Origin of the sequence: Streptomyces sp. NBC_00539 (assembly GCF_036346105.1) — a bacterium.
GTDB lineage: Bacteria > Actinomycetota > Actinomycetes > Streptomycetales > Streptomycetaceae > Streptomyces.
This window is the reverse complement of the sequence record NZ_CP107811.1, coordinates 5,402,052-5,427,578: the sequence shown is the minus strand read 5'-3', so window position 1 is coordinate 5,427,578 and position 25,527 is coordinate 5,402,052. Positions and strand designations below refer to the sequence as shown.

Sequence of the window (25,527 nt, the reverse complement as noted above, 5' to 3'; positions counted from 1 at the left end):
GGTTACCGGGCATTTCCCGCGCCCCCACCGCCCCGGCGGAGCCCGGGCCTCCCCGGCGGCGCCCCAGGGCCCCCGGGCGGCCCGTGCGCTACTGCTGGCGCAGCGCCCAGCCGCGCTCGCGCAGCTCGGCCTCCAGCGCGGCCACCGCCCGCGGCTCCACCATGAGCTGTACGAGGCCCGCCTGCTGGCCGGTCGCGTGCTCGATCCGGACGTCCTCGATGTTGACCCCGGCCCGGCCGGCGTCCGCGAAGATCCGTGCCAGCTCGCCGGGGCGGTCGCTGATGAACACCCCGACCGTCTCGTACGCCATGGGCGCCGCGCCGTGCTTGCCCGGGACCCGGACCCGGCCGGCGTTGCCCCTCCTCAGCACGTCCTCGATGCCGGCCGCCCCGCCCCGCCGCTTGGCCTCGTCGCCGGACTGGAGTCCGCGCAGGGCCTCCACCGTCTCCTCCAGGTCGGCGGCGATCCCGGCCAGTACGTCGGCCACCGGCCCGGGGTTGGCGGACAGGATCTCCACCCACATCCGCGGGTCGGAGGCCGCGATGCGCGTCACGTCCCGGATCCCCTGCCCGCACAGCCGGACCGCCGTCTCGTCCGCCTCCTCCAGCCGGGCCGCCACCATGCTCGACACCAGCTGCGGGGTGTGCGAGACCAGCGCCACCGCCCGGTCGTGGGCGTCCGCGTCCATCACCACCGGGACGGCCCGGCACAGGGCCACCAGTTCCAGGGCCAGGTTCAGCACCTCGTGGTCGGTGTCCCGGGCGGGCGTGAGCACCCACGGCCGGCCCTCGAACAGGTCCGCCGTCGCCGCGAGGGGACCCGAGCGCTCCTTGCCGGCCATCGGGTGCGTGCCGATGTACGCCGACACGTCCGCGCCGAGTGCCGCCAGCTCCCGCCGGGGGCCGCCCTTGACGCTCGCGACGTCCACGTAGGCCCGGGCGAGGCCGCGCCCGATCGCGTCGGCCAGCGCCGCCGCCACGTGGGCGGGGGGCACGGCCACGATCGCGAGGTCGACCGTGCCTTCGAGGGGCTCGTCGGTGCCCGCGCCGAGGGCGGCGGCCGTACGGGCCTGGACCGGGTCGTGGTCGACGAGGTGGACGGTGATCCCCCGGGCGGTCAGGGCGAGCGCCGCGGAGGTGCCGATCAGTCCGGTTCCGATGACGACGGCGGTTCTCACGGGGCGCTCCAGGGTGATCGCGTGACTGTGGGCCTGACTCAGGGTAGCCAGCCCCGGCGGGCCGGAGCCCCTCGCCCGCTGCGGTAGAACGGGCGCATGATCTTCCACATCGTCCCGCTCGCCGACTGGACCGCCGACCCCGATCTGCCGTACGCGCCTCCCTCGCTCGCGTCGGAGGGCTTCGTGCACTGCTCCGCCGACCGTGAGACCGCGCTGGCGATCGTCGAGTCCCACTACCGGGAGGCTCCCGGCACCCTGCTGGCGGTGGAACTCGACGAGGGCGCGCTGCTCCCGGAGGTCCGCCGTGCGGGTGAATCCGGCGGCCGGTACCCGCACGTCCACGGCCCGCTGAACCGGGACGCCGTGAGCCACGTGTGGGAGGTCGTACGCACACCAGGCCGTCCCGCCTCACTGGCCCCATGGCGGCCGGGAACCTGAGGCAGGGCGGGGCAGCATGGCGCGGCGGGCTTTCCCCGGGGCCCGTTGCCCGCCAGGATGCTGCTCGCCAGCGGCCACGAAGCGAGGAGAACGTTCATGAGCGACCCCAATCCCACCGCCCGGCGCACCGTACTGGCGGCCGGGGCGGTGGCCCTGGCCGGCGGCGCGCTGGCCGCCTGCGGCAGCGACGACGAGCCCGCGAAGGGGACCCCCAGTGCCCCGGCCACGGACGGCGCCGCCGCCGTCACGCCCTCTGCCCCGGGCGGCGCCAAGCCACTGCTCAAGTCCTCGGACGTCCCCGTCGGCGGCGGGAAGATCCTCAAGGCCGAGAAGCTGGTGGTCACCCAGCCCACGGCGGGCTCCTTCCGCTGCTTCTCCGCGGTGTGCACGCACCAGGGCTGCCTGGTGGGGACCGTGGCGAACGGCACCATCGACTGCCCCTGCCACGGCAGCAAGTTCAAGGTCGCCGACGGGGCGGTGGCCCACGGCCCGGCGACCCGGCCGCTGCCGGAGCAGCAGATCACCGTCGCCCCGGACGGCAATATCTCGCTCGCGTGAGCGGCGCGCCCCCGCCTACGCTCCGGGGATGAACGAGCGGACCACACCCGAGGAGACCCCTCTCGCCCTCGTACGCGACCACACCGTCTACGCGTGCGTGATGGGCTCCCGGGCGTTCGGCCTGGCGACGGAGGCGAGCGACACCGACCGGCGCGGTGTCTACCTCGCCCCGACGCCGCTGTTCTGGCGCTTCGAGAAGCCGCCCACCCATGTGGAGGGGCCCCGGGAGGAGGAGTTCTCCTGGGAGCTGGAACGTTTCTGCGAACTCGCCCTGCGCGCCAATCCGAACGTCCTGGAGTGCCTGCACTCCCCGCTGGTGGAGCGGCTCACCCCGGTGGGCGAGGAACTCCTCTCCCTGCGCCCGGCCTTCCTCTCCCGCCAGGCCCACACCAGCTTCACCCGCTACGCCGTCAGCCAGCACCGCAAACTCCTCGCGGACGTCCGCATCCACGGCGCCCCGCGCTGGAAGCACGCCATGCACCTGCTGCGCCTGCTCCTGTCCTGCCGCGACCTGCTGCGCACGGGCCGCCTGACGATCGACGTGACCCCGCACCGCGACCGCCTCCTCGCGGTCAAGCGCGGCGAACTGACCTGGGCCGAAACGGACACCTGGATGTCCCGCCTCACCCGGGACTGCGACTCCGCCCTCGCCGCCAGCCCGCTTCCGGCCGCTCCGGACACCGCCCGCGTGGCGGACTTCCTGCACCGCGCCCGCCGCGCGTCGGCCGGATAGCCGGGGCGGCCGGGGCCCGGGCGCCGGGTCCCAAGCGGCCGGGGCTCAGGCGTCCCAGAGCGCGCCGAACTCCAGCAGCTCGTCCCGGTGTTCGATCCGCTCCTGCCAGTCGGCGGGCCAGGCGCAGGCGCCGAGGTGGGCGCCGGCGAAGGCTCCGGTGAGGCAGGCGATCGAGTCGGAGTCGCCCCGGGTGCAGGCCGCGCGGCGCAGGGCCGTCAGGGGGGCCTCGGGGAAGAGGAGGAAGCACTGGAGGGCGGTGGCGAGGGCCTCCTCCGCGATCCAGCCGTCGCCCGTGGTGAGGCAGGGGTCCGTCTCCGGGGACGGGTCGCGCAGGGCGGCGGCGAGGCGGTTCAGGACCTCGAGGCATTCGTCCCAGCCCCGCGCGATGAAGGACTGCGCGGTGGCGTCCTCCCCCGTGCGCATCCACAGGTCGCCGAGCCAGCGCTCGTGGTAGCGGGTGCGGTTGTCCAGGGCGTAGGAGCGGAGCAGGCCGACCAGTCCCGTGGGCTCGGTGCCCTGCGCCAGCAGGTGGACGGCGTGCGCCGTGAGGTCGCCGGCGGCGAGCGCCGTCGGGTGGCCGTGCGTGAGGGCCGACTGGAGCTGGGCCGCACCCGCCCGCTCCTCCTGCGTCCAGCCGGGGACCAGGCCCACCGGGGCCACCCGCATGTTCGCCCCGCAGCCCTTCGAGCCCGTCTGGCTGGCCGCGCGCCAGTCCCGCTGCGGCTCGTTCAGCAGCCGGCAGGCGCGCAGACAGGTGTTGCCGGGGGCCCGGTCGTTCTCCGGGGAGTGGTACCAGTCCACGAACTCCTCCCGGACCGGACGGGTCAGCCGCAGCGGGCCGATCCGGCCGCGGTCCGTCGCCGTCCGGATGCCGCGCGCCAGCGCCAGCGTCATCTGGGTGTCGTCCGTGATGAGGGCCGGGCTGGGCAGCCCCATCTCCCGCCAGGGTCCGGTCTTCGCGAGGATCGACGGCACGTCGTTGAACTCCGTCGGGAAGCCCAGGGCGTCGCCCAGGGCCAGGCCGATCATGGCGCCGGTCGCGGCGCGCTTCGTCGCGGGGGCCTTGGCCGGCGTCGTGGTCGTCGTCTGCGTCATCGCGGGTGTCCTTCCGTGGGGCGGAGCAAGGGCGGGTGCAGGACCGTCGCCGGCCCGGGACGGTAGAGCGCGGCCGGTTTGCCGCGGCCGCCGGTCAGCCGGGCGGCTCCGGGAACGGCCTCGACGAAGCCCGGCGTGGCGAGGACCTTGCGGCGGAAGTTGGGGCGGTCCAGGGCGGTGTCCCAGACGGTCTCGTAGACGGCCTGGAGCTCGCCGAGGGTGAACTCGGGCGGGCAGAACGCGGTGGCCAGGCAGGTGTACTCCAGCTTCGAGCCGACCCGGGAGCGGGCGTCCGCAAGGATCACCGCGTGGTCGAACGCCAGGCCGGCCGCCCGGTCCACGGGCACCCACCGGGCCCGGTCCGCGTCACCGCCGCCTTCCGCCGCGGGCTCGGGCATGTCGGGGACCAGCGCGGTGAACGCCACCGACACCACCCGCATCCGGGGGTCCCGGTCGGGTTCGCTGTAGGTGCGCAGCTGTTCGAGGTGCAGGGCCGCCACCAGGCCGGGCGCCAGGCCCGTCTCCTCGGCGAGTTCCCGGCGTGCGGCCGCCTCCGCCGACTCCCGGGGCAGTATGAAGCCGCCGGGGAGCGCCCAGGCACCGGCGTACGGTTCCTGGCCGCGCCGGATCAGCAGCACGTGCAGGGCGCCGCCCCGTACGGTGAACACGGCGAGGTCGACGGTCACGGCGAACGGCTCGAAGGCGCGGGGATCGTAGGCCGTGTTCACACGTCCCCCGTGCCGGGCTGCCGGACGTTCTCGGGCAGCGGGTCCGCGAAGTACCAGCCCTCTTGCAGCAGTTCGTCCACCGCCGTCACGGCCGCCGCCAGGCGTGTCCCGCGGTCGCCGCGCATGACGAGGAAACGCCTGCCGGTCCGCTCCAGTTCCTCCCGGAACCGGCCGGTCATCCAGGGCCGCAGGTGCTCGCCGTCGCGCAGGCCGTCGTCCTCGAACGGCACGTCCGCGTCGTCCGTCAGCAGGTAGAGGTCGCGCCGCGTCAGGGAGGCGACCTTCTCGGTCTCCGCGCTGCGGGTCCCCACGTACCGCTCGTGCCAGATCCCGGTGGCGAAGGAGTCGGTGTCGCAGAACAGCACCGGCGAGCCCAGCCGGGCGGCGCGTTCCTCCTCCGCGTCCTGACGCCGGGCGATCACCGGGAACTCCCGGGAGGCGAAGGACACGTCCGCCCAGGAGGCGTCCGGGTCGGCGGCCCGCGCCACCGCGAGCTTCTCCTCGCTGTACCGGCGCCCGTACTCGGCGACCCAGCCCGTCTTCGACCAGACCCCGCCGCGCCGCCGGTAGTGGGCCGCGAGGTCGCGGGACAGGGTCGTCGTGCCCGTGGACTCGGCGCCCAGGACGACGACCCGCCGGGTCAGGGAGGCCCGTACGCCCGGGCCGAGGAACTCCCAGCAGGCGGCCGGGTCGGCGCGTACCGCCGTACCCGACACCGGGAACAGGGTCCGCTCCCGGTCCACGAGGACCTCGTGCGCGCCGAACCGCCGCGCGAGTTCGCCCCCGTAGGCCTCCGAGGTGAAGACGGCGTCCACGCGCCGGGGCACCGCGGCCCGGAAGATCGCCATGTGGGCCTCCCAGACCGCCGGGTCGTGCAGGTCCACCGGGATGTCGTCCACCGCGCCGACCACGTGTGCCCCGGGGTGCTCCTCGCGCATCCAGGCGACCCGGTCCGCCAGCGGGACCGACTCGACGGAAGCCGCGCAGACCAGGACGGTCAGCCGCTCGCACTGGTCCTGGGCGGTGCGCACCAGGTGGTGGTGGCCGGCGTGCGGCGGGTAGAACTTCCCCAGCACCAGCCCGTGCCCGTACCGCTTCCCGCCGCTCGCACCGCGCGGGCCGCTCATGCCGCGTGCGCCGCTCGTGCCGCGTGCGCCGCTCATGCCGTCGCCTCCACGGCCGTACGGGCGCCCCTGCCCGGCAGCTCCCGGCGCCAGCCCGCGAGCCCGGCCACGCACAGCAGGAGGAAGCCGCCGTAGAGGACCGAGGTCAGGTACAGCCCCTTGTAGACGTACAGCGGGATGTAGACGAGGTCGGCGGCGATCCACAGCCACCAGGACTCCAGGAGCTTGCGGCACTGCCCGTACGTGGCCGTGAGGGACAGCGCGGTGGTCAGCGCGTCCCAGAACGGGACGGTGGAGTCGGTGACCCTGCCGAGCAGCAGCGTCAGTCCGAGCACCCCCACCGCCCCCGCCGCGGCGAGCGCGGCCCATTCGGCGCGCGTGGTGCGGCGCACCGGCAGGGCCGTGGCGGTTCCTGGTCCACCCCCGTGGGTCCAGGACCACCAGCCGTACGCGGCGAGGGCGATGAAGACGATCTGCAGTCCGGCGTCCGCGTAGAGGCCGGACTGCGCGAACAGCACGATGAAGAAGATGTTGTTGGCGATGCCGATCGGCCAGTTGGCGATGTGCTGCCGGGCCACCAGCCACACGCACCAGGCGCCCGTGGCGGATCCGAGGACCTCGGTCCAGCTCGTGTTCCAGCCCATGACGGCCCCACCCCTTTTATAGTCATGCTGACTATAAACAACGGAGGCCGGGAACGGAAGAACCCGCGGCGCCCGAAGGCACCGCGGGTTCTTCCCGTGACCCTCTCGCGAGGATCCGCAGAACGGGGCGGACTACAGACCGACCTCGCGCATCAGCATGCCGACCTCGGTGTTGGTCAGGCGGCGCAGCCAGCCCGACTTCTGGTCGCCCAGCTCGATCGGCCCGAAGGACGTGCGCACGAGCTTGTCGACCGGGAACCCGGCCTCCGCCAGCATGCGGCGGACGATGTGCTTGCGGCCCTCGTGCAGGGTCACCTCGACGAGGTAGTTCTTGCCGACCTGGTCCAGCACGCGGAAGTTGTCGGCGCGGGCGTAGCCGTCCTCCAGCTCGATGCCGTCCTTGAGGCGCTTGCCGATGTCCCGGGGCAGCGAGCCCGTGATGGACGCGACGTACGTCTTCTGCACGCCGTACTTGGGGTGCGTGAGGCGGTGGGCCAGCTCACCGTGGTTGGTGAGCAGGATGATGCCCTCGGTCTCGGTGTCGAGCCGGCCGACGTGGAACAGCCGCGTCTCGCGGTTGGTGACGTAGTCACCGAGGCACTGGCGGCCGTCCGGGTCCTCCATGGTGGAGACGACACCGGCGGGCTTGTTCAGCGCGAAGAACAGGTACGACTGGGTGGCGACGGTCAGGCCGTCCACCTTGATCTCGTCCTTCGGCTGGACGCGCTTGCCCTGCTCCAGCACGATCTCGCCGTTGACCTCGACGCGGGCCTGCTCGATCAGCTCCTCGCAGGCGCGGCGCGAGCCCATGCCGGCGCGGGCGAGCACCTTCTGCAAGCGCTCCCCCTCCTCCTCGGCACCCGGGAAGGTCTTCGGGGTCTTGATCACGGGCTTGTCGGCGTACCGGTCGCGCACGCGCTCCTCGATCCGCGCGTCCAGCTCGCGGGGGCGCGACTGGCCGCTGCGGCTGCCGGGACCGCGGCGCGGGCCGCCGGCCCCGCCGATGCCGGGCGTCTTGGAGGTCTTCGGTCCGCCCTTGGCGCCACCGCGCGCGGCCGCGCCACGCGCACCGCCCGCACCGCCCCGGCCGGCGTCGGAGGCACCACGGGCACCGCCGCCGCCCGCCTTGGGGCCGCTGCGGCCCGACCGCTCGCCCTCGGGGCCGACGTCGTAGCGCCGCTCCTCGGGGCGGGGGTTGCGCGGACGCTGGGGCGCCTGGTCGCGGTCGCGGTCCCGGTCACGGAAGCCGCCCCCGCCCGATCCCGAGCCGCCGCCGCGGTAGCCACCGCTGCCGCCGGAGCTGCCGCCGCGGGAGTTCCCGCGCCCGCCACCACCGCCGCCGCTGTTCCTGTTGCCGCCGCCGTTGCCGTTACCGCTGCTTCGCATCAAAGTTCCGTCGTCTTGTCGTCTTCATCGGTATCCGGTGCATCCGGATCGAACGACGGAACACCCTCTTGCGTCTCGGCTTCGATCGCGTCCGCCTCGGGGAGGAAGGGCGCGAGCTCCGGGAGCTCGTCCAGGCCGCGCAGGCCCATCCGCTCCAGAAAGTAGTTCGTCGTCCTGTACAGGATCGCACCTGTTTCGGGTTCCGTGCCCGCCTCGGCCACCAGACCGCGCTGGAGGAGGGTCCGCATGACCCCGTCGCAGTTGACTCCGCGGACCGCCGAGACCCTCGACCGGCTCACCGGCTGGCGGTACGCGACGATCGCCAGCGTCTCCAGGGCCGCCTGGGTGAGACGGGCCTGCTGGCCGTCCAGTACGAAGGCCTCGACCGCCGGGGCGTACTCGGCGCGGCTGTAGAACCGCCAGCCGCCGGCGACGGGTCGCAGCTCGAACCCGCGCCGCTGGACGGTGTACTCGTCGGCGAGCTCGCGCAGGGCGTCCGCCACCTCCCGCGGGCTGCGCTCCAGCACCTTCGCGAGGTGCTCCTCGGTCGCGGGCTCGTCCACGACCATCAGGACGGCCTCCAGGGCGCCCTTGAGCGCGAGCCCGGCCGTCCCGGGCCGGTCGGCCACCTCGGCCACCTCGGCCACCTCGGTCATTGCTTCGCCTCCACGATCTGGTCGAACTCGTCGGTCACCGTAGGCATGCCGTCGCCGTCCCCGCCGCTCCAGCGCACCGTGAGCGCCCCGAGGGCGAGCTCCTGGTCGAGGGCCACCGCCTTCTCCCGGTAGAGCTCCAGGAGGGCCAGGAAGCGCGCGACGACGGTGAGGGTGTCTGGGGCGTCCTCGGTGAGCTCCTGGAAGGTCGCCTCGCCGCGGGCCTTGAGCAGGGCGACCAGCAGCCCTGCCTGCTCGCGCACGCTGACGAGCGGGGCGTGGATGTGGTCGACGTACACCTGCGGCTCGGCGCGGGGGCGCATGGCCTGCACGGCGAGCCGGGCGAACCCCTCGGCGCCGATGCTGATGACGACCTCGGGCAGCAGCTCGGCATGGTGGGGCTCCAGTCCCACGGTACGGGGGTACCGCCGGCCCTCGTCGCGGGCCCAGTCCTGGAAGAGCGCGGCGACCTGCTTGTACGCCCGGTACTGGAGCAGCCGTGCGAAGAGCAGGTCACGGGCTTCGAGGAGGGCGAGGTCCGCCTCGTCCTCGACCTCGGCGGCGGGGAGCAGGCGGGCGGCCTTGAGGTCGAGGAGGGTCGCGGCGACGACGAGGAACTCGCTGGTCTGGTCGAGGTCCCAGTCGGGGCCCATGGCCCGGATGTACGTCATGAACTCGTCGGTCACCTGGGAGAGGGCGACCTCCGTGACGTCCAGCCGGTGCCGGGAGATCAGCTGGAGCAGCAGATCGAAGGGCCCCTCGAAGTTCGCCAGCCTCAAGGTGAACCGGCCGCCGCCGGGCTGGCCGCCACGAGGATCGCCGGCCGCCTGCGGGGCCGCCGGGACAGCGGAGCCGCCCGGGGAAACCACCACCGGTACCTGCGAGCCCGAGGAACCCGCCCCCGAAGCCCCGCCCCCCGCCTCCGGCGCCCCAGGCCACGGGCCCGCTCCCGAGCCCTGCGGACCGCCCGCCTGCGGGGCCCCGGAACCCGGACCACCCACCACCGGCTCAGCCGCGTCTGCGCTACCCGCCTGCGGCGTCGCCGGGGCAGCGGAGCCCGGGCCGCGTCCCAGGTGGCGACGGGGCGGGCGGCCGGATTCGGCGGGAGAGGGCATCGGGATCCAGGTTCGTGGTGGTACGGAGGCGACCGTCCAGCAGCCTAACCACCGCCCCGCCCACTCCCGCCGACCACGCCCCACCGACACAGCGGCGACCGCGTGGCCGGTCTACCGCCCGGCCCTGCGCCCCGCCCACCCCGGCGCCGGGCGGGGCGCTCGCTCGCCGTCCGGACGGCCGGCTCGCTGCCGGGAGCCCACCTCTTCGGACCCGCCTGACGGCCCGGCAACAGACGCTCGGGCACCAAGACCCCGGGGCAGCGGTGGCGCACACCGCCTGCCCCGGAGCGGGGTCCGTCGACAGCACCGCCCACGTGGTGGGCCGGTGGCCCGCGCGCGATGCGGCGACGGCACGCCGTTCAGGCGGCCGGGCCACTGCCGGGCGGCCCGGTAGCCGGATGGCCCGAACAGGGCCCGCTACCCCTCGTCGGGGTGGCCGACGGCGCCTTCCACGGCGCCGCGATCGACTGCGAGCCCACCGGGCGCGCCACTGGCCAGGCGGCTCGCTGCCGGCCGGGCCGGTGGTAACCGGGCGGGCCCGAACAGGGCCCGCTGCCCCTCGTCGGGGTGGCCGACGGCGCGTTCCGCGGCGCCGACGTCCGCCCCCCGGTGACACCACCGGCCCGGCGGCAGGGGCGTCCGGGAGACGGGGCCGGCGGACGGCCGCCAGGTCCACAGGCGGCACCGGCCACGTGCCGGGCCGCTGCCCACCCCCGCGGCCACGCCGGTCAGGCACTCGAGAGGGATCGCCGGACCGGACGCCACCGAGGGCACGGTGCGTGTCGCAGCAGGGCAGGGCGGGCCGGAGAGGGGTGGGGTGCGGTGGGCGGGGCCGACGGCGCGGCGGGCCGCGAAACCCTGTTCCGGCCGAGTCGGGGAAGGGCCCGCCCGGGCCGGCGCCGCGGAGCGGCTCGCGCCGAGCGCCCCTCGGGGGCCGGGTCCGCGGGAAGCGCCTGCGCGGAAGGGCCTGCACGGAAGGGGCCCCGTACGAGGGCCCGCGGGGTCAGCGACCGCGGAGGCGGCGGACCAGGATGCTGGCGTCGCCGCGAGATTCCAGGTCGGCCAGGACCACCGCCACCGCCTCGCGGACGATGCGGCCGCGGTCGACCGCCAGGCCGTGCTCCCCGCGCAGCACCAGCCGCGCGTGCTCCAGGTCCATGAGCTCCTCCGCGGAGACGTAGACCGTGATCTTCTCGTCGTGCCGCTCACGCCCGCTGGGGCGCCGGTTCGCGCCCCGGCCCTGCCCCTTGCCGGACCGGGGCGAGGACGCCCCGGCGGCGGAGGCAGAACCTTCCTGCGGCCGCCGCTGCGCGCCCACCGCGGGCTCCTGCGAGGAGGAGGGCACGGCCGGAGCCGAGCCGGGAGGCGGCTCCTCCGCGCCCCGCCTCGGCGAGGACGACTGCAGCGCCATCCCCCCGGTCGTACGGAACAGTTCGTCGGCTCCGGGCAGACTCACTCGGCGGGACACCGGGCGAGCACCTCCCTGGCCAACTGGCGGTAGGCGGCGGCGCCGACGGAGTTGGAGGCGTACGTGGTGATCGGCTCACCGGCGACCGTGGTCTCCGGGAAGCGCACCGTACGGCCGATGACCGTGTGGTACACGTGGTCGTCGAACGCCTCGACGACGCGCGCCAGCACCTCACGGCTGTGCACGGTACGGGAGTCGTACATCGTCGCGAGGATGCCGTCGAGCTCCAGCTCCGGGTTGAGCCGCTCCTGCACCTTCTCGATCGTCTCGGTCAGCAGCGCCACCCCGCGCAGCGCGAAGAACTCGCACTCCAGCGGGACGATGACCTTGTGAGCCGCCGTCAGGGCGTTCACCGTCAGCAGGCCGAGCGAGGGCTGACAGTCGATCACGATGTAGTCGTAGTCCTGCATCAGCGGCTTGAGCGCCCGCTGGAGCGTGGACTCGCGCGCGACCTCGCTGACCAACTGCACTTCGGCGGCGGACAGGTCGATGTTGCTCGGCAGCAGGTCCATGTTGGGGACGGCCGTCTTGAGCAGCACCTCGTCGGCCGACATGCCCCGCTCCATGAGCAGGTTGTAGACCGTCAGGTCGAGTTCCATCGGGTTGACGCCGAGGCCCACGGACAGCGCGCCCTGCGGGTCGAAGTCCACGAGCAGCACGCGCCGCCCGTACTCGGCGAGCGCGGCGCCCAGGTTGATGGTCGACGTGGTCTTGCCGACGCCGCCCTTCTGGTTGCACATCGCGATGATCGTCGCGGGACCGTGGTCGGTCAGCGGGCCCGGGATCGGGAAGTACGGCAGCGGCCGTCCGGTCGGGCCGATCCGCTCGCGGCGCTGCCGGGCAGCGTCGGGGGCGAGAGTGGCCGCGTACTCGGGGTCGGGCTCGTACTCCGCGTCGGGGTCGTAGAAGTGCCCTTCGGGCACCTGGTCGTAGTCGGCGAATCCCACGGGCTGTTCGCCGCTCGGGTCGCCGGCCCTGGAGTTCACGTCTAGGCCGTCCATGCTCTTTCGGGGCGTCGTCATGTGCTGGTGGTTTGCGAAGGTGCGGACTGCGACGGAGCCGACAGCCTCGGCCCCGGCGGGACCTCGGCCCCGCTCTGGCGTTCCTGCTCGACCACCCCCAGGAGCAAATGTCGACTCATTCACAAGTCGTCTTACCTCCTCGGACGTGACCAGGACACTTATCGATAGGTCAGCGTGGCACCATGCCGACGGTTGGCGACTCTATGGCGTGTCACCACTCAGCGGCAACACAATCCACCGGACCCGCCGCGTTGTGTCGGCAAGCGAACACCACTCTGTCAAGGGCGTACGAGCTGTCACTACGAAGTTTCGCGGGTGTGCGAAAGGGTTAAAGGGTTACGTTCGAGGCGAGTTGAGCGGGCTCCCGGCGCACCGCGCAAACACGTCCGGCCGGACCTTGCGGGCAAGGTCCGGCCGGAGACGTGAGATTGACGTCAGTCGTTGACGGGTCAGCCGAGCAGCGTGTTCAGCGGCAGGACCTCGAGGCCGTGGGCCTCGGCGACCGGACCGTAAACGACCTTGCCGTCATGGGTGTTGAGGCCCAGCGCGAGCGCCGGGTCACGGCGCAGCGCCTCGGCCCAGCCGAGGTTCGCGAGCTGCACGATGTACGGCAGGGTCGCGTTCGTGAGGGCGTAGGTGGAGGTGTTCGGCACGGCGCCCGGCATGTTGGCGACGCAGTAGAAGACCGAGTTGTGGACCTGGAAGGTCGGCTCGGCGTGGGTGGTCGGACGGGAGTCCTCGAAGCAGCCGCCCTGGTCGATCGCAATGTCGACAAGGACACTTCCGGGCTTCATCTTCGCGACGAGCTCGTTGGTGACCAGCTTGGGGGCCTTCGCACCCGGGATGAGGACCGCGCCGATGACCAGGTCGGCCTCGATGACGGCCTTCTCCAGCTCGAAGGCGTTGGAGACGATCGTCTTGATCTTCGTGCCGAAGACCTTGTCGGCCTCGCGGAGCTTGTTGATGTCCTTGTCGAGCAGGGTCACGTGGAAGCCCATGCCGATGGCGATCTGCGCGGCGTTCCAGCCGGACACGCCGCCGCCGATGACCACGCACTCGCCGGCGTGGGTACCGGGGACGCCGCCGGGGAGCACGCCGCGGCCGCCGGCCGAGCGCATCAGGTGGTAGGCGCCGACCTGCGGGGCCAGACGGCCCGCGACCTCGGACATCGGGGCGAGCAACGGGAGCGCGCGGCCCGCGAGCTCGACCGTCTCGTACGCGATGGCGGTGGTGCCGGACTCCAGCAGGGCGTCCGTGCACTCGCGGGAGGCCGCCAGGTGCAGGTAGGTGAAGAGGGTCTGGTCCTTGCGGAGACGGTGGTACTCCTCCGCGATCGGCTCCTTGACCTTCAGCAGCAGGTCGGCGGTCTGCCAGACCTCGTCGGCCGTACCGAGGATCTCGCCGCCCGCGGCGACGTACTCGGCGTCCGTGATCGAGGAGCCGACACCGGCGTTCTGCTCGATGAAGACCTGGTGGCCGTTACGGACCAGCTCATGCACGCCGGCGGGCGTGATGGCGACCCGGAACTCGTTGTTCTTGACCTCGCGGGGGATGCCGACCTTCATCGTCGATCACGGTCCTTGGCTCAGGGGATATTACGGGGCACTTCCATACATACCCGCCCACAAGAACGCGCAACGGGATGCACCACGAGATGACGTGGTGAAGCCAGTCTAATGAAGGATGAGGCGCTGTCTAGCCTTGCAAACAAATAATCTCAGTCGGAATCACTGCGGATTTCGCAGGCTGCGGGGTCGTCTCCCAGCAATCTGTCGGCCGCCGACCTGTGCAGTCGGGCCGCCGCCGGGTCGCCCAGCCTGTCGAGCGTGTCGGCCAGCCGCACCTGGAGGGCGGCTTGAAGTCGCAGGTCCCCGGCCCTGCGCGCGAGCTCGACGGCCTGGCGGCAGGTGTGCAGGGATTCCGCGGGCCTGCCGGCGTACTCCTGAATGCGCGCCATCTCGCTCAACGCCTTTGCCTGACCCGGGACATCGGCCAGCTTCCGGTACCCCGCGGCGGCCGCGCGCCAGCTGCGCAGCGCGTCCCCGTACCGGCCCGCGTACGTGTGCACGTTGCCCAGCCGTCCGTACAGCCGCGCCTCGTCCGCGCGCTCCCCCCGGGCGAGTGCCTGGGACAGGGCCCGGCCGAACCAGTCGCAGGCCCGGTGCCAGTCGGCCAGCTCCTGGTACGCACCGCCTACGGATTCCATCGCGCGGCCCGTCGCGTACGGGTCGTTCGCCGCCTTTCCGGCGTCCAGCGCGGCCCGGTAGCGCTCCAGTGCCTCGTGCGTACGGCCCGTCTCGGCGTCCAGGTCGGCCAGGTTCAGCAGCGCCGCGGCCCGCTCCCGGTGCAGGCCGCGGCGCTCGGCGACGTCGAGGACCAGGCGGTGCAGCCCGTACAGCTCGGGCGCGGCGGCGCTGGTACCGCGGTGCTCGGCCAGGGCCCGTACGAGGGCGGCGACCAGGCGGCGGGCGAGGGTGTCCAGCTCGCCGTCCGCCACCGCGAGGGAGGCCGAGGCGGTCAGGGCGGGCAGCCGGGTGTCGAGCCAGGTGGCCGCCGCGCGCCGGTCGGGGAAGCGCAGCGCCCGCGGCAGCCCGTCCAGCCGCTCCCGCACGTGTTCCTCGTCGTCCGCGGCCATGGCGCGGCAGGAGCCCAGCAGCCGTACGGTCCGCTCCAGCATCCGGGCCCGGGCCAGCTGCACCTCGGCCGGCCGTTCCTTGGTCTCCAGCAGCGCCCGCAGCAGTGGCGCGAGGCAGCCGGGCAACAGGAACAGCCCGTCCTGCGCGTGCCGTACGAGGCCGAGCCCGGCGAAGTCCTCCAGGACGGACTGGGCGGCGGCGACGGAGCAGCCGGCGAGGGCGGACGCGGTGTGCGAGTCGACGATCCCGGCGGGCGCGAGCGGAAGCAGCCGCAGGGTGCGCTGGGCGGGCTGCGGCAGGGACTCGTAGACGAGCCGGAAGGCGCGCCCGAGCGGTCCGTCGGTGCCGGGCGGCATGTCGTGGAGCTGCTTGGCCAGGTCGGCGACGGAAGCCTGGGGGTGGGCGGCGAGCCAGCCTCCGGCCAGGCAGAGCGCGGCGGGCTGCCCCCCGCACTCCTGCGCGAGGGCTTCGGCGGCGAGCGGGTCGACCGTGATCCGGGTGTCCCGGATGCCCCCGGCGAGCATCTTGACCGCCGAGGGGGTGTCGAGCCCGCCGAGGGTGCAGGGACGCACATCCGGAATCCCGGTGAGGGGTCCCTCGGCGGTGACGACGACCAGGCATTCGGGGGTGTCGGGCAGCAGCGCGTCGACCTGGTGCGGATCGGCGGCGTCGTCCACGAGCAGGACGGCGCGCTTGCCCTTGAGGGCGGCGCGCAGGGCCGAACTGAGGTCGTCCTCGCCGGCGCCGGGAGGGGTGGGCCGCCCCAGCCCCTCCAGCAGGGTCCGCACCGCCCGCTCGGTGGCGACTGTCCCTCCGCCGGGGTGGGTGAGCCGTACGCGGAGAAGCGCGTCGGGGTAGTCCTCGCGGACTTCCCGTACGAGTTCCTCGGCCAGCGCCGTGCGTCCCGATCCCGGACGTCCGGCGATGAGGAGCACCCGCGCGCGGGGGGCCTTGGCCTTGCGGCCCGAGAGGGTGTCGAGTCCGGTCCGCGCGATGTCCTCGCGCAGCTCCTTGAGCTCACGCCGCCGCCCGACGAAATCCGTCACGGATCCGCTCCTCTCCCTGCCTTAGGGTTGCCGAGCGTAGTTCACGCAGAGCGACGGTCCATGTGGAGCGCGGCTGGTGCGTCGCCCGATCGGATCAGCCGATCGTCACATCAGCAGCCCATCCGGCCCCACAGCCGCTTCCTGCGGCTGCTACGCCTCGAACGGGCGGGCCGGCCAGGGAGCGAGGGCCGGGCGCAGGCAGTCCACGCCGCCTTCGCGGGCGAGCGCCGCGGACAGTGCGAGGACCCCGGTCACCAGGCCGGGGTTGCCGAGTTCACCCGCGAGTACGCCGCGCACCAGCTCCTGGAGCGGGACCCGGGCCAGCAGCATGTCGGCCTCCTCCTCGGACACCGCGAAGCGCTCCCCCGGCGCGGGTGCGAGGTCCCGCGCGAGGAAGATCCGGACCGCTTCGTCCGAGCCGCCGGGGGTGGAGAAGAAGTCGGCCAGCACCCGCCAGTCGCGGGCCTCGACGTGCGCCTCCTCGTACAGCTCCCGCTGCGCGGCGTGCAGCGGGTTCTCCCCGGGCACGTCCAGCAGGCCGGCGGGCAGTTCCCACAGCTTGTGCCGCACGGGGTGCCGGTACTGGTTGATGACCAGGACGCGCTGTTCCCCGTCGAGCGCGAGCACGCACACGGAACCGGGGTGCACCTGGTAGTCGCGGCGCACCACGGCCCGGTCGGGCATCCGTACCTGCTCCGAGCGGACCGCCGTCTTCGCGCCCTGGAACGGGGTGCGGGAGGCGACGACCTCCCAGGTCTCCGGGGTGTCCGCGATGTCTGCGGCGATGTCGGTGGCGATGTCGGTGGCCTCGTCCTTGCCCATGCCCAATACCTTCCCGAGAAACGTAGGCAGCCGGGGCACGATCCGTGCCCCGGCTGCCTACGTTATGCGCTTACGCGATCACTTCGCCGACTGCTGGCGCTCCACGGCGGCCTTGACCAGGCCCGCGAAGAGCGGGTGCGGCCGGGTCGGGCGGGAGCGGAGCTCCGGGTGGGCCTGGGTGGCCACCAGGTAGGGGTGGACCTCGCGCGGGTACTCGACGTACTCGACGAGCTTGTTGTCCGGGGAGGTGCCCGAGAAGACCAGGCCGGCCTTCTTCTCCAGCTCGCCGCGGTAGGCGTTGTTCACCTCGTAGCGGTGGCGGTGGCGCTCGTCCACGTACGCCTGGTCGCCGTAGACCTCGCGCACGATGGAGCCCTCGGCGAGCTTCGCCGGGTACATGCCCAGGCGCATGGTGCCGCCCAGGTCGCCCGCGCCCTCGACGAAGGCCAGCTGCTCCTCCATCGTCGAGATGACCGGGTGCGGGGTGGAGGCGTCGAACTCGGTGGAGTTCGCCTCCTCGATGCCCGCCAGGTTGCGCGCGGCCTCGATGACCACGCACTGCAGACCCAGGCACAGGCCCAGCAGCGGGATCTTGTTCTCGCGGGCGTAGGTGATCGCGCCGACCTTGCCGTTGACGCCGCGGTCACCGAAGCCGCCGGGCACGCAGATCGCGTCGACGTCGCCCAGCTGCGCGGCGGCGTCCTCCGGCGTCTTGCAGTCGTCGGAGGTGACCCACTTGATCTGGACCCGGGCCCTGTTGGCGAAGCCGCCGGCGCGCAGCGCCTCGGTCACCGACAGGTAGGCGTCGGGCAGGTCGATGTACTTGCCGACGAGCGCGACCTTGACCTCGTGGTCGGGGTTGTGGACCCGGTCCAGCAGGTCCTCCCACACCGTCCAGTCGACGTCGCGGAAGGGCAGGTCGAGCTTGCGGACGACGTAGGCGTCCAGGCCCTCGGTGTGCAGCACCTTGGGGATGTCGTAGATCGACTTGGCGTCGATCGCGGCGACGACCGCGGCCTCGTCGACGTCGCACATCAGCGAGATCTTGCGCTTGATGGAGGTCGGCACCTCGCGGTCGGCGCGCAGCACGATCGCGTCGGGCTGGATGCCGATGTTGCGCAGCGCCGCGACCGAGTGCTGGGTCGGCTTGGTCTTGAGCTCACCGGACGGGCCGATGTAGGGGAGCAGCGAGATGTGCACGACGAAGACGTTGTCGCGGCCGACCTCGTGGCGGACCTGGCGCACGGTCTCCAGGAACGGCAGCGACTCGATGTCGCCGACGGTGCCGCCGACCTCGGTGATGACGACGTCGACGTCGTCGGTCGCCATCCGCCGGATGCGGTGCTTGATCTCGTTGGTGATGTGCGGGATGACCTGCACGGTGTCACCGAGGTACTCGCCGCGCCGCTCCTTGGCGATGACCTGCGAGTAGACCTGGCCGGTGGTGACGTTGGCCGAGCCGTCGAGGTCGACGTCGAGGAAACGCTCGTAGTGACCGATGTCCAGGTCGGTCTCGGCGCCGTCGTTGGTGACGAACACCTCGCCGTGCTGGAAGGGGTTCATCGTGCCCGGGTCGACGTTCAGGTACGGGTCGAGCTTCTGCATCGTGACCCGCAGACCGCGCGCCTTGAGCAGCGCACCCAGGCTGGAGGCCGTCAGGCCCTTGCCGAGGGACGAAGCGACACCCCCGGTGACGAAGATGTGCTTGGTCGTCGAGGATGACGAATTTCGTGCCGGCATCGCCAAGAGGGGGCTCCCGTGGTCGCGAGGTGAGGTGCGTCCGACGCCCTTCCGCGGAGATCCGGAAGGGTCTCTGGGGGCGCCGAAGCTGCGGTTTCGGGGCTCCTGATTCGCACAGGCAGACCACCGGTCCACGGGGTACCAGCCTATCAGCGCCCGGACCCGTCCGCCTCCGGCCACGCTCCCCCGAACCTCGCGGGACCGGGTTGGGGCCCGTCCGCGCGGGGTATCCGTCCTGGTCACCCGTTCGGACGAGTCACATTGTCCCGGGGCTTAAGGGGATCACTAGTGTGCCGTCATATCCTGCTCGAATATCGCTGCACAACCGCGCCGAGCAGCCCGGCCTACGGTGTAACCACGCCACGTCCGGCAATCTAGGCTCGACGCGGGGATCCCTACACACAAGAGACCGCGCATCCGCGCATTGCAAGCGCCCTCAGGGGCGGACGTGGCTGTTCGACTGGAGATGCAACGTGTCCGGGCGCATCGAGGATTACGCACTGATCGGCGACATGCAGACCGCGGCTTTGGTCTGCCGGGACGGAGCCGTGGACTGGGCATGCCTTCCACGCTTCGACTCCCATGCTGTCTTCGCGAGCATTCTCGGCACCGAGGAACACGGGTTCTGGCGGGTGGCACCCGCGGTCCCGTCCGGCACCCCGGCCCCCCGGGCCGACCGCCGGCGCTATCGCGGTGACTCGCTCGTGCTGGAATCGGAGTGGGACACGCCGCGGGGGACCGTGCGCGTCATCGACTTCATGCCTCCCCGTGAGGACCACGCCCCGCAGCTGATCCGCATCGTCGAGGGGGTCAGCGGCCGTGTCCCCATGCGCTCCGCGCTGCGGATGCGCTTCTCCTACGGGCGGATCGTGCCCTGGGTCCACAAGGTGGACGGGCGCACCGTGGCCGTCGCCGGTCCGGACTCGGTCTGGCTGGACACCGACGCGCAGACCTACGGCAAGGACCTGACGACGTACTCCGACTTCACCGTCGGGCCCGGCGACCGCGTGACCTTCGCCATCAGCTGGCAGCCCTCCCACAAGGGCGCCCCGGACAACCCGGACGCCGAGGCGGCCCTGGAGGCCACCACCGACTTCTGGCGGGACTGGGTCGAGCACTGCACGTACCACGGCCCCTACCGGGAGGCGGTGGTCCGCTCCCTGATCACCCTCAAGGCGCTGACGTACGGCCCCACGGGCGGGATCGTCGCCGCGCCGACCACCTCCCTGCCGGAGGAGATCGGCGGCGTACGGAACTGGGACTACCGCTACACCTGGCTGCGTGACGCGGCGATCACCCTGTCGTCGCTGCTGCGCACCGGCTACCGCGACGAGGCCTCGGCCTGGCGGGACTGGCTGCTGCGGGCGGTCGCCGGCGACCCGGAGAACCTCCAGATCATGTACGGGATCGCGGGCGAACGGGAGCTGGGCGAGACCGAGCTGGACTGGCTGCCGGGCTACGAGAACTCCCGCCCGGTCCGCGTCGGCAACGGCGCCGCCCACCAGCTCCAGCTCGACGTGTACGGCGAGGTCACCGAGGCCCTGCACCTGGGTCACATGACGGGCCTGGCCCGCAACGACTACGCGTCGGTGCTCCAGCTCAAGCTGATCCGCTACCTCGAGACGCACTGGAACGAGCCCGACGAGGGCATCTGGGAGGTGCGCGGGCCGCGCCGCCACTTCGTGCACTCGAAGGTGATGGCCTGGGTCGCGGTGGACCGCACGGTCAAGCTGATCGAGAGCGGGGACGTGGACGGCCCGCTGGAGCGCTGGCGCGAGCTGCGCGACGAGATCCACGCCGACGTCTGCGAAAAGGGCTACGACAAGGAGCGCAACACCTTCACCCAGTCCTACGGATCCAGGGAACTGGACGCCTCCCTGCTGCTGATCCCGCAGATGGGGTTCCTGCCGCCGGACGACAAGCGGGTCATCGGCACCATCGAGGCGATCCAGCGCGAACTGTCCACCCCCGACGGCTTCATCCTGCGCTACCCGACGGCAGGTGAGGAGGCCGGTGTCGACGGCCTGGAGGGCGACGAGGGGGCCTTCTTGGCCTGCTCGTTCTGGATGGCCGACGACCTCGCGATGATCGGCCGCGTCGACGAGGCCCGCCGGCTCTTCGAGAAGCTGCTGTCGCTGCGCAACGACCTGGGACTGCTCGCCGAGGAGTGGGACCCCAAGCTCCAGCGGCAGGTGGGCAACTTCCCCCAGGCGTTCAGCCACGTCCCGCTGATCGACACCGCGCTGCGGCTGACGGCCAGTGGGGCCTACGGAGGCTGACGCCGCTCCCGGCGCGCTCCGCCGCGCCGGGAAGGTGGCCCCCGCCTACGCTGGAGGGGTTCTTCGCCCTCCAGGGAAGGAGGGGTGGGTCATGGCACCCTTCTCCAAGGCGGCCGACGCACTCGCCGCGCTCCGTGAGGACCTGGCCGGTGAGGTCTTCGCACCCGGTGACCCGGGTTACGACGGGGCCCGCACCGTCTTCAACGCGATGATCGACCGCAGGCCGGCCGTCATCGCCCGGTGCGAGAGCGTCTCCGACGTCGTCACCGCCGTGCGTTTCGCGCGGGACCTGGACCTGCACGTCGCGGTGCGCGGCGGCGGCCACAGCGTCGCCGGGATGTCCGTCAACGACGGCGGCTTGGTCATCGACCTGCGCCGGATGCACGAGGTGACCGTCCATCCGGCGGCGAAGGCCGTCCGGGTCGAGGGCGGGGCCACGATGAGCCACCTGGACCGTGCCTGCCAGCCGTACGGTTTGGCGACCACCGGCGGCCGGGCCTCCACGACGGGTGTGGGCGGCTTCGTCCTCGGCGGCGGAACCGGCTGGCTGGACCGCAAGTTCGGGCTGGCCGTGGACAACCTGCTGGGCGCGGAACTGGTCACCGCGGACGGCAGCGTGGTGGAGGCCACCGCCGACGAGAACCCGGAACTGTTCTGGGCCCTGCACGGCGGCGGCGGCAACTTCGGCGTGGCCACCTCGCTGACCCTGCGCCTGCACGACCTGCCGGCCATGTCCATCGCGTTCCTGCTCTACCTCCCCGAGCACGGACCCGACGTGATCCGTGCGTTCCGGGAGGTCGTGGAAGCCGGACCGCCCGAGGTGAGCGGCGCCTCGCTCTACCTGACCGGGCCGCCCGAGGAGTTCGTCCCGCCCCACCTGGTGGGGAAGCTGATGGCGGGCGCGCTGGTGACCTACGCCGGTCCCGAGGACGAGGTCCGCAAGCTCGCGGGGCCGCTCCTGGCGATCCCCCACGAGGTGGAGATGGTGACGGGCATCCCCTACGCCGATCTCCAATGCATGCTCGACGACCCTCCCGACATGCGGAACTACTGGTCCGCCGAGTACCTGACCGGGCTGCCGGACGAGTTCGTGGACCTCTTCTGCGCCCGGGGCGAGGCCATGCCGGTACCCACGGGCACCCAGCACCTGGTCATGCCCCAGGGCGGCGCGATCGCGGCCGGTCCCCGGCAGTGGCCGGTGCCGTACCGCGACGCGCCCTGGGTGGTGCACCCCTTCGGCATCTGGGAGGACCCGGCGGACGACGAGCGGTGCCGGCAGTGGGTCAAGGACGTCCGCGCCGACGCCCGGCCGTGGAGCACCGGCGCGGTGTACCTGAACTTCACCGGCGACGAGGGGGCCGAGCGGGTGGCCGCGGGGCTCGGCGCCGAGAACCTGGCGCGGCTGGGCACGGTCAAGCGCCGGTACGACCCGGACAACGTGTTCCGCTTCAACCACAACGTCAAGCCGCTGTGAGGGTCACGTCAGGGCGGCGATCACCTCCCGCGCCGCCCGCTCGCCCTCGGTGGCGCCGCCTTCCATGAACCCCTGGAAGTCGTAGCTGCAGTGCTCGCCGCCGATGTGGATCCGGCCCTGGGCGGTGCCCTCGTACTTGGCGTACCGGTGCAGGTAGCCGGTGGGCCAGTACGAGTACGCGCCCAGCGAGTACGGGTTCTTGTGCCAGGCCGAAAGCTGGGCCCGCCCGTTCCACGCGGCCTTGGTGCCGGGGAAGAAGGCGTCGACGCCCGTGAGGACCCGGCGCGCGAGGTCGCCCACGTAGGGGTCGGTCTCGGTGGCGAAGGGCGAGCCGGGGGTGAGCGCCCCGGCGAGGCTGCCGCCGCCGTACTGGAGCAGGATGCCGCCCGTGCCCGGCTGGACCTTGGTGGTGTCCCAGACCTGCTGGACCGGCGAGTCGGTGAAGCAGTCGCCGGCCGAGACGCCCGGCCAGGGGCCGGTGCCGCGCCAGGGCCGGGAGGTGAACTGCATGTTGAGCTTGGTGCAGTAGCCCATGCGGGCGTCGCGCAGCAGGTTCTTCATCAGCGGGTCGAAGCCGGCCCCCGACAGGTCGATCCGCTGGAGGATCGGCAGGGGCAGGCACAGGACGGTGTGGTCGGCGACGACGGTGCGCACCGATCCCGAGTCGTTGAAGGCCAGGGTCTGGGTGCCGTCGGCGGAGACGCGCACGGCGGTCAGCTCGCGGCCCATCACCAGCGAACCGGCCGGGAGGGCCTGGGCGATGGCGTTGGGGAGCCGGTCGTTGCCGCCGACGACGTGGTAGCGCTCGTTGGACAGGCCCCAGACGTTGAAGTTGCCGGGGTTGGGTTGGTAGCCCATCAGCAGGACCAGGGCGAGGGCGGACTGCCGGTCGGTGTCGGCCCCGTACTCGACGTTGTAGGCGACGTCGATGAAGCTGCCGAGCCGCGAGCCGTGGCCGCCGGGGACGCGGGTCTCGATCCACTCGTACAGGGTCATCTCGTCGAGGGCGGTGCCGGCGGGGGTGGTGGAGTTCCAGGAGACCTCGCCGGCGTCCTGGAGATCGCGGTGCAGCGCCTGGTAGACGGCCTTGAAGTCCTCGTCCGCCTGGCTGCGGGGGTAGTAGGCGCCGTTGAACCAGAGGACTTCCTCGGCACCGTTCGGTCCGCCGCCCAGGAAGTCCTCGACGGGGAGGTTGAAGCGCCGGCACAGCTCCAGGATCTTCTTGTGGCTGGTGTCGATCAGTTCGCCGCCGATCTCGGAGGTCTGGCCGTACGCCCAGTGCGTGCGCTGGCTGTACATGCGGCCGCCGACCCGGCTGGGGTTGGCTTCGTAGAGCGTGCAGCCGACGCCCGCGTCCTTGAGGGTGAGCGCGGCGGTCAGTCCCGATATCCCGGCTCCGACGACGGCGACGCGGGCGGGTGCGACGGGCGGCTTGGGGGCGGGGGCGGACTCGGCGGCGGAGGCGCCGGCGGAGGAGGCGAGGACGGTCCCGAGACCGAGGGCGGCGGCGCGGCCGAGCAGTTCGCGGCGGCCGAGGCCGCGGACCTCGTCGACGGGCAGGCCGAGGCGGCGGGCCGCGGCGTGTTCGGCGGCGAGCCGGCGGAGCGCGTGCATCTGGGGCGTACGTGCCATGGCGGGGGCTCCTTGTCGGTGGGCGGCTCTGTCGGTCAGCGGAGGGTGGACGCGGCGGACGGCACGGGCTCCTCGGCGCGTTCGGCGGCGTCCTCCAGCACGACGCGGCCGATGATCTCGTAGCGCTCGGGGGCCTTGAGCTTGAGCCACAGGCCCAGGCCCAGGCCGCCGAAGAAGACGACGCCGACGATCCACGGGATGAGGGTGAAGAAGAAGGAGTCGGCGGCGAGACCGGCTGCGGTCTCCATGTTGACCACCAGCAGGACGACCACGGCGGCCATGGCGATCCCCCCGATCAGCGGGGCCGTGAACGTCTTGAACCAGTGCCGGTCCTCGGGGTGGTTCTTGCGGAAGTAGCCGATCACCGCGAAGGAGCACAGGGTCTGGACGATGAGGATCGCCATCGTGCCGAGGATCGCGAGCAGCGTGTAGAGGTGGATGTACGGGTCCTGGCCGGTGAGCCAGAACAGCGCGACCAGGGCGGTGGCGATGGCGGTCTGCACCACCGAGGAGACGTAGGGCGAGCCGTGCTTGACGTGGGTGCGGCCGAGCGCGGGGTGCAGGAAGCCCTCGCGGCCGATGGCGTACAGGTAGCGGGCGGCGCACTGGTGGAAGGCCATGCCGCAGGCGAAGGAGCCGGTGAGCAGCAGCCATTGGAAGGCGTTCACGGCCCAGCCGCCGATGAAGGTCTCGGTGGGCGCGAAGAACAGGTCGAGCGGGTTCGCGGAGGCCGAGAGTTCCACCGACTCGGCCAGGCCGTTGCCGGCGATGGTCATCCAGGAGACGTAGATGTAGAAGAGGCCTACGCCGACGACGGAGATCAGGGTCGCCTTGGGGATCACCCGCTTGGGGTCGCGGGACTCCTCCCCGTACATCGCGGTGGACTCGAAGCCCACCCAGGACCAGAAGGCGAAGAAGAGGCCGAGCCCCGCGGAGGCGCCGGTGAAGGCGTTCTTCGGGTTGACCGGCTCGACGGGGATGCCGTCGGGGCCGCCGCCCGCGATCAGGACGGCGGTGGCGACGGCGAAGAGCACGGCGATCTCGGCGACGAGCATCACCCCGAGGGCCTTGGCGGTCAGGTTGATGTCGAAGTGGGCGAGGACGGCGGTGACGGCGAGCATCGCGGCGGCGTAGAGGACCCAGGGCAGGTCGACGCCGAGCTGGTCGTGGACGGTGGTCTTGGCGAAGTAGGAGAACACGCCGACGATCGAGGCCTCGAAGACGATGTAGGCGAGGACGGCGAGCATGCCGGAGGCCATGCCGGCGATCCGGCCGAGACCGTGCGAGATGTACCCGTAGAACGCGCCGGCGGCGGTGATCCGCTTGGCCATGGCGACGTAGCCGACGGCGAAGACGGTGAGCACGGCGGTCGCGAAGAGGTAGCCGGCGGGGGCTCCGACGCCGTTGCCGAAACCGACCGCGATGGGGAGGTTGCCGGTCATCGCGGTGATCGGCGCGGCGGTGGCGACCGCCATGAAGACCACCCCGACCAGGCCGACGGAATTGGCCTTGAGTCGCTGGACCTGGGGTGCTCCGGTCGCCGTGGGCGGGGTGCCGGTGACGTCTGTGCTCATGCCGTCCTCGTTCCTGTCGGATGGGGCGCCACTCTGTCGGCGGGTGACGCACACCACAATCGGCAGGCAGTCCGATAATCTCCTTGCGTGTCATACGAGTTGTCGGGCCGGAAGAGGACAGTTCGGGCTTCGCGACCGTCCGGTGACGTGTGGGGAACACGACGGGCGGTACCGTCCCGCGAT

At 72.4% G+C, this 25,527-nt stretch carries 21 protein-coding genes; 5 read left to right on the top strand and 16 right to left on the bottom strand.

Translation table 11 applies throughout. The annotated features are described in order from the left end of the window. Positions 1 to 88: 88 nt before the first annotated feature. The gene (locus OG861_RS24350; protein ID WP_329194051.1) at positions 89 to 1,177 is read right to left on the bottom strand and encodes a prephenate dehydrogenase; all 1,089 of its coding nucleotides are present in this window, start codon (positions 1,175 to 1,177) and stop codon (positions 89 to 91) included. A 96-nt stretch (positions 1,178 to 1,273) separates the two neighbouring features. Between OG861_RS24350 and OG861_RS24345 the strand changes: the two genes are divergently transcribed. From OG861_RS24345 to OG861_RS24335, 3 genes are all read left to right on the top strand, one after another. Then, positions 1,274 to 1,615 (top strand): DUF952 domain-containing protein, encoded by a 342-nt coding sequence (locus OG861_RS24345; protein ID WP_329194053.1) that lies wholly within the window; start codon positions 1,274 to 1,276, stop codon positions 1,613 to 1,615. Between the two features lie 96 nt (positions 1,616 to 1,711). Further along, a complete protein-coding gene (locus tag OG861_RS24340; RefSeq protein ID WP_329194055.1) occupies positions 1,712 to 2,173 on the top strand; it encodes a Rieske (2Fe-2S) protein in 462 nt (153 codons plus the stop codon). A gap of 28 nt (positions 2,174 to 2,201) precedes the next feature. Further along, complete coding sequence (locus OG861_RS24335; RefSeq protein WP_329194057.1) at positions 2,202 to 2,906, top strand: nucleotidyltransferase domain-containing protein; 705 nt, start codon at positions 2,202 to 2,204, stop codon at positions 2,904 to 2,906. A 45-nt stretch (positions 2,907 to 2,951) separates the two neighbouring features. On the opposite strand, the gene OG861_RS24330 is transcribed toward OG861_RS24335, so the two are convergent. The 13 genes from OG861_RS24330 to OG861_RS24270 all read right to left on the bottom strand — a co-directional run bounded on the left by OG861_RS24330 (position 2,952) and on the right by OG861_RS24270 (position 18,385). Beyond that, positions 2,952 to 4,001 carry an ADP-ribosylglycohydrolase family protein gene (locus OG861_RS24330; RefSeq protein WP_329194059.1) on the bottom strand — a complete coding sequence of 350 codons (1,050 nt, stop codon included), beginning with the start codon at positions 3,999 to 4,001 and terminating at the stop codon, positions 2,952 to 2,954. Next, entirely contained in the window at positions 3,998 to 4,729 is a 732-nt protein-coding gene (locus tag OG861_RS24325) for an NUDIX hydrolase (RefSeq protein ID WP_329194061.1), read from the bottom strand. The genes OG861_RS24330 and OG861_RS24325 overlap by 4 nt, the downstream gene beginning before the upstream one ends. Further along, positions 4,726 to 5,856, bottom strand: a complete 1,131-nt coding sequence (locus tag OG861_RS24320) for an AAA family ATPase (protein ID WP_329202080.1) — start codon at positions 5,854 to 5,856, stop codon at positions 4,726 to 4,728. The genes OG861_RS24325 and OG861_RS24320 overlap by 4 nt, the downstream gene beginning before the upstream one ends. A gap of 32 nt (positions 5,857 to 5,888) precedes the next feature. Continuing rightward, complete coding sequence (gene pnuC / locus OG861_RS24315) at positions 5,889 to 6,497, bottom strand: nicotinamide riboside transporter PnuC (RefSeq protein ID WP_329194063.1); 609 nt, start codon at positions 6,495 to 6,497, stop codon at positions 5,889 to 5,891. A 132-nt stretch (positions 6,498 to 6,629) separates the two neighbouring features. Then, positions 6,630 to 7,883: a pseudouridine synthase gene (locus OG861_RS24310; protein WP_330261861.1), complete on the bottom strand. Its 1,254-nt coding sequence runs from the start codon at positions 7,881 to 7,883 to the stop codon at positions 6,630 to 6,632. Next, positions 7,883 to 8,539: an SMC-Scp complex subunit ScpB gene (scpB, locus tag OG861_RS24305; RefSeq protein WP_329194067.1), complete on the bottom strand. Its 657-nt coding sequence runs from the start codon at positions 8,537 to 8,539 to the stop codon at positions 7,883 to 7,885. Before scpB ends, OG861_RS24310 begins: the two co-directional genes overlap by 1 nt. Then, complete coding sequence (locus OG861_RS24300) at positions 8,536 to 9,651, bottom strand: ScpA family protein (RefSeq protein ID WP_329194069.1); 1,116 nt, start codon at positions 9,649 to 9,651, stop codon at positions 8,536 to 8,538. The genes scpB and OG861_RS24300 overlap by 4 nt, the downstream gene beginning before the upstream one ends. A 1,003-nt stretch (positions 9,652 to 10,654) precedes the next feature. Continuing rightward, complete coding sequence (locus OG861_RS24295) at positions 10,655 to 11,119, bottom strand: hypothetical protein (RefSeq protein WP_329194071.1); 465 nt, start codon at positions 11,117 to 11,119, stop codon at positions 10,655 to 10,657. Continuing rightward, positions 11,104 to 12,264, bottom strand: a complete 1,161-nt coding sequence (locus OG861_RS24290) for a ParA family protein (RefSeq protein WP_443056468.1) — start codon at positions 12,262 to 12,264, stop codon at positions 11,104 to 11,106. Before OG861_RS24290 ends, OG861_RS24295 begins: the two co-directional genes overlap by 16 nt. 326 nt (positions 12,265 to 12,590) lie before the next feature. Beyond that, positions 12,591 to 13,706, bottom strand: coding sequence for an alanine dehydrogenase (ald, locus tag OG861_RS24285; RefSeq protein ID WP_329194073.1), 1,116 nt, complete (start codon positions 13,704 to 13,706; stop codon positions 12,591 to 12,593). 152 nt (positions 13,707 to 13,858) lie between these two features. Then, positions 13,859 to 15,823 (bottom strand): AAA family ATPase, encoded by a 1,965-nt coding sequence (locus OG861_RS24280; protein WP_329194074.1) that lies wholly within the window; start codon positions 15,821 to 15,823, stop codon positions 13,859 to 13,861. A 150-nt stretch (positions 15,824 to 15,973) separates the two neighbouring features. Continuing rightward, entirely contained in the window at positions 15,974 to 16,645 is a 672-nt protein-coding gene (locus tag OG861_RS24275) for an NUDIX hydrolase (RefSeq protein ID WP_329194075.1), read from the bottom strand. Positions 16,646 to 16,723: 78 nt separating this feature from the next. Further along, positions 16,724 to 18,385 carry a CTP synthase gene (locus tag OG861_RS24270; RefSeq protein ID WP_329194077.1) on the bottom strand — a complete coding sequence of 554 codons (1,662 nt, stop codon included), beginning with the start codon at positions 18,383 to 18,385 and terminating at the stop codon, positions 16,724 to 16,726. Between the two features lie 473 nt (positions 18,386 to 18,858). Here OG861_RS24270 and OG861_RS24265 point away from each other — a divergent pair, with 473 nt between their 5' ends. Next, positions 18,859 to 20,664 carry a glycoside hydrolase family 15 protein gene (locus OG861_RS24265; RefSeq protein WP_329194079.1) on the top strand — a complete coding sequence of 602 codons (1,806 nt, stop codon included), beginning with the start codon at positions 18,859 to 18,861 and terminating at the stop codon, positions 20,662 to 20,664. A gap of 91 nt (positions 20,665 to 20,755) precedes the next feature. Further along, positions 20,756 to 22,138 carry an FAD-binding oxidoreductase gene (locus OG861_RS24260; RefSeq protein WP_329194080.1) on the top strand — a complete coding sequence of 461 codons (1,383 nt, stop codon included), beginning with the start codon at positions 20,756 to 20,758 and terminating at the stop codon, positions 22,136 to 22,138. A 3-nt stretch (positions 22,139 to 22,141) separates the two neighbouring features. Here OG861_RS24260 and OG861_RS24255 read toward each other — a convergent pair whose 3' ends face one another. After that, positions 22,142 to 23,770, bottom strand: coding sequence for a flavin monoamine oxidase family protein (locus OG861_RS24255; RefSeq protein WP_330261860.1), 1,629 nt, complete (start codon positions 23,768 to 23,770; stop codon positions 22,142 to 22,144). Between the two features lie 35 nt (positions 23,771 to 23,805). Continuing rightward, positions 23,806 to 25,344, bottom strand: coding sequence for an APC family permease (locus OG861_RS24250; protein WP_329194084.1), 1,539 nt, complete (start codon positions 25,342 to 25,344; stop codon positions 23,806 to 23,808). Positions 25,345 to 25,527: the final 183 nt, after the last annotated feature.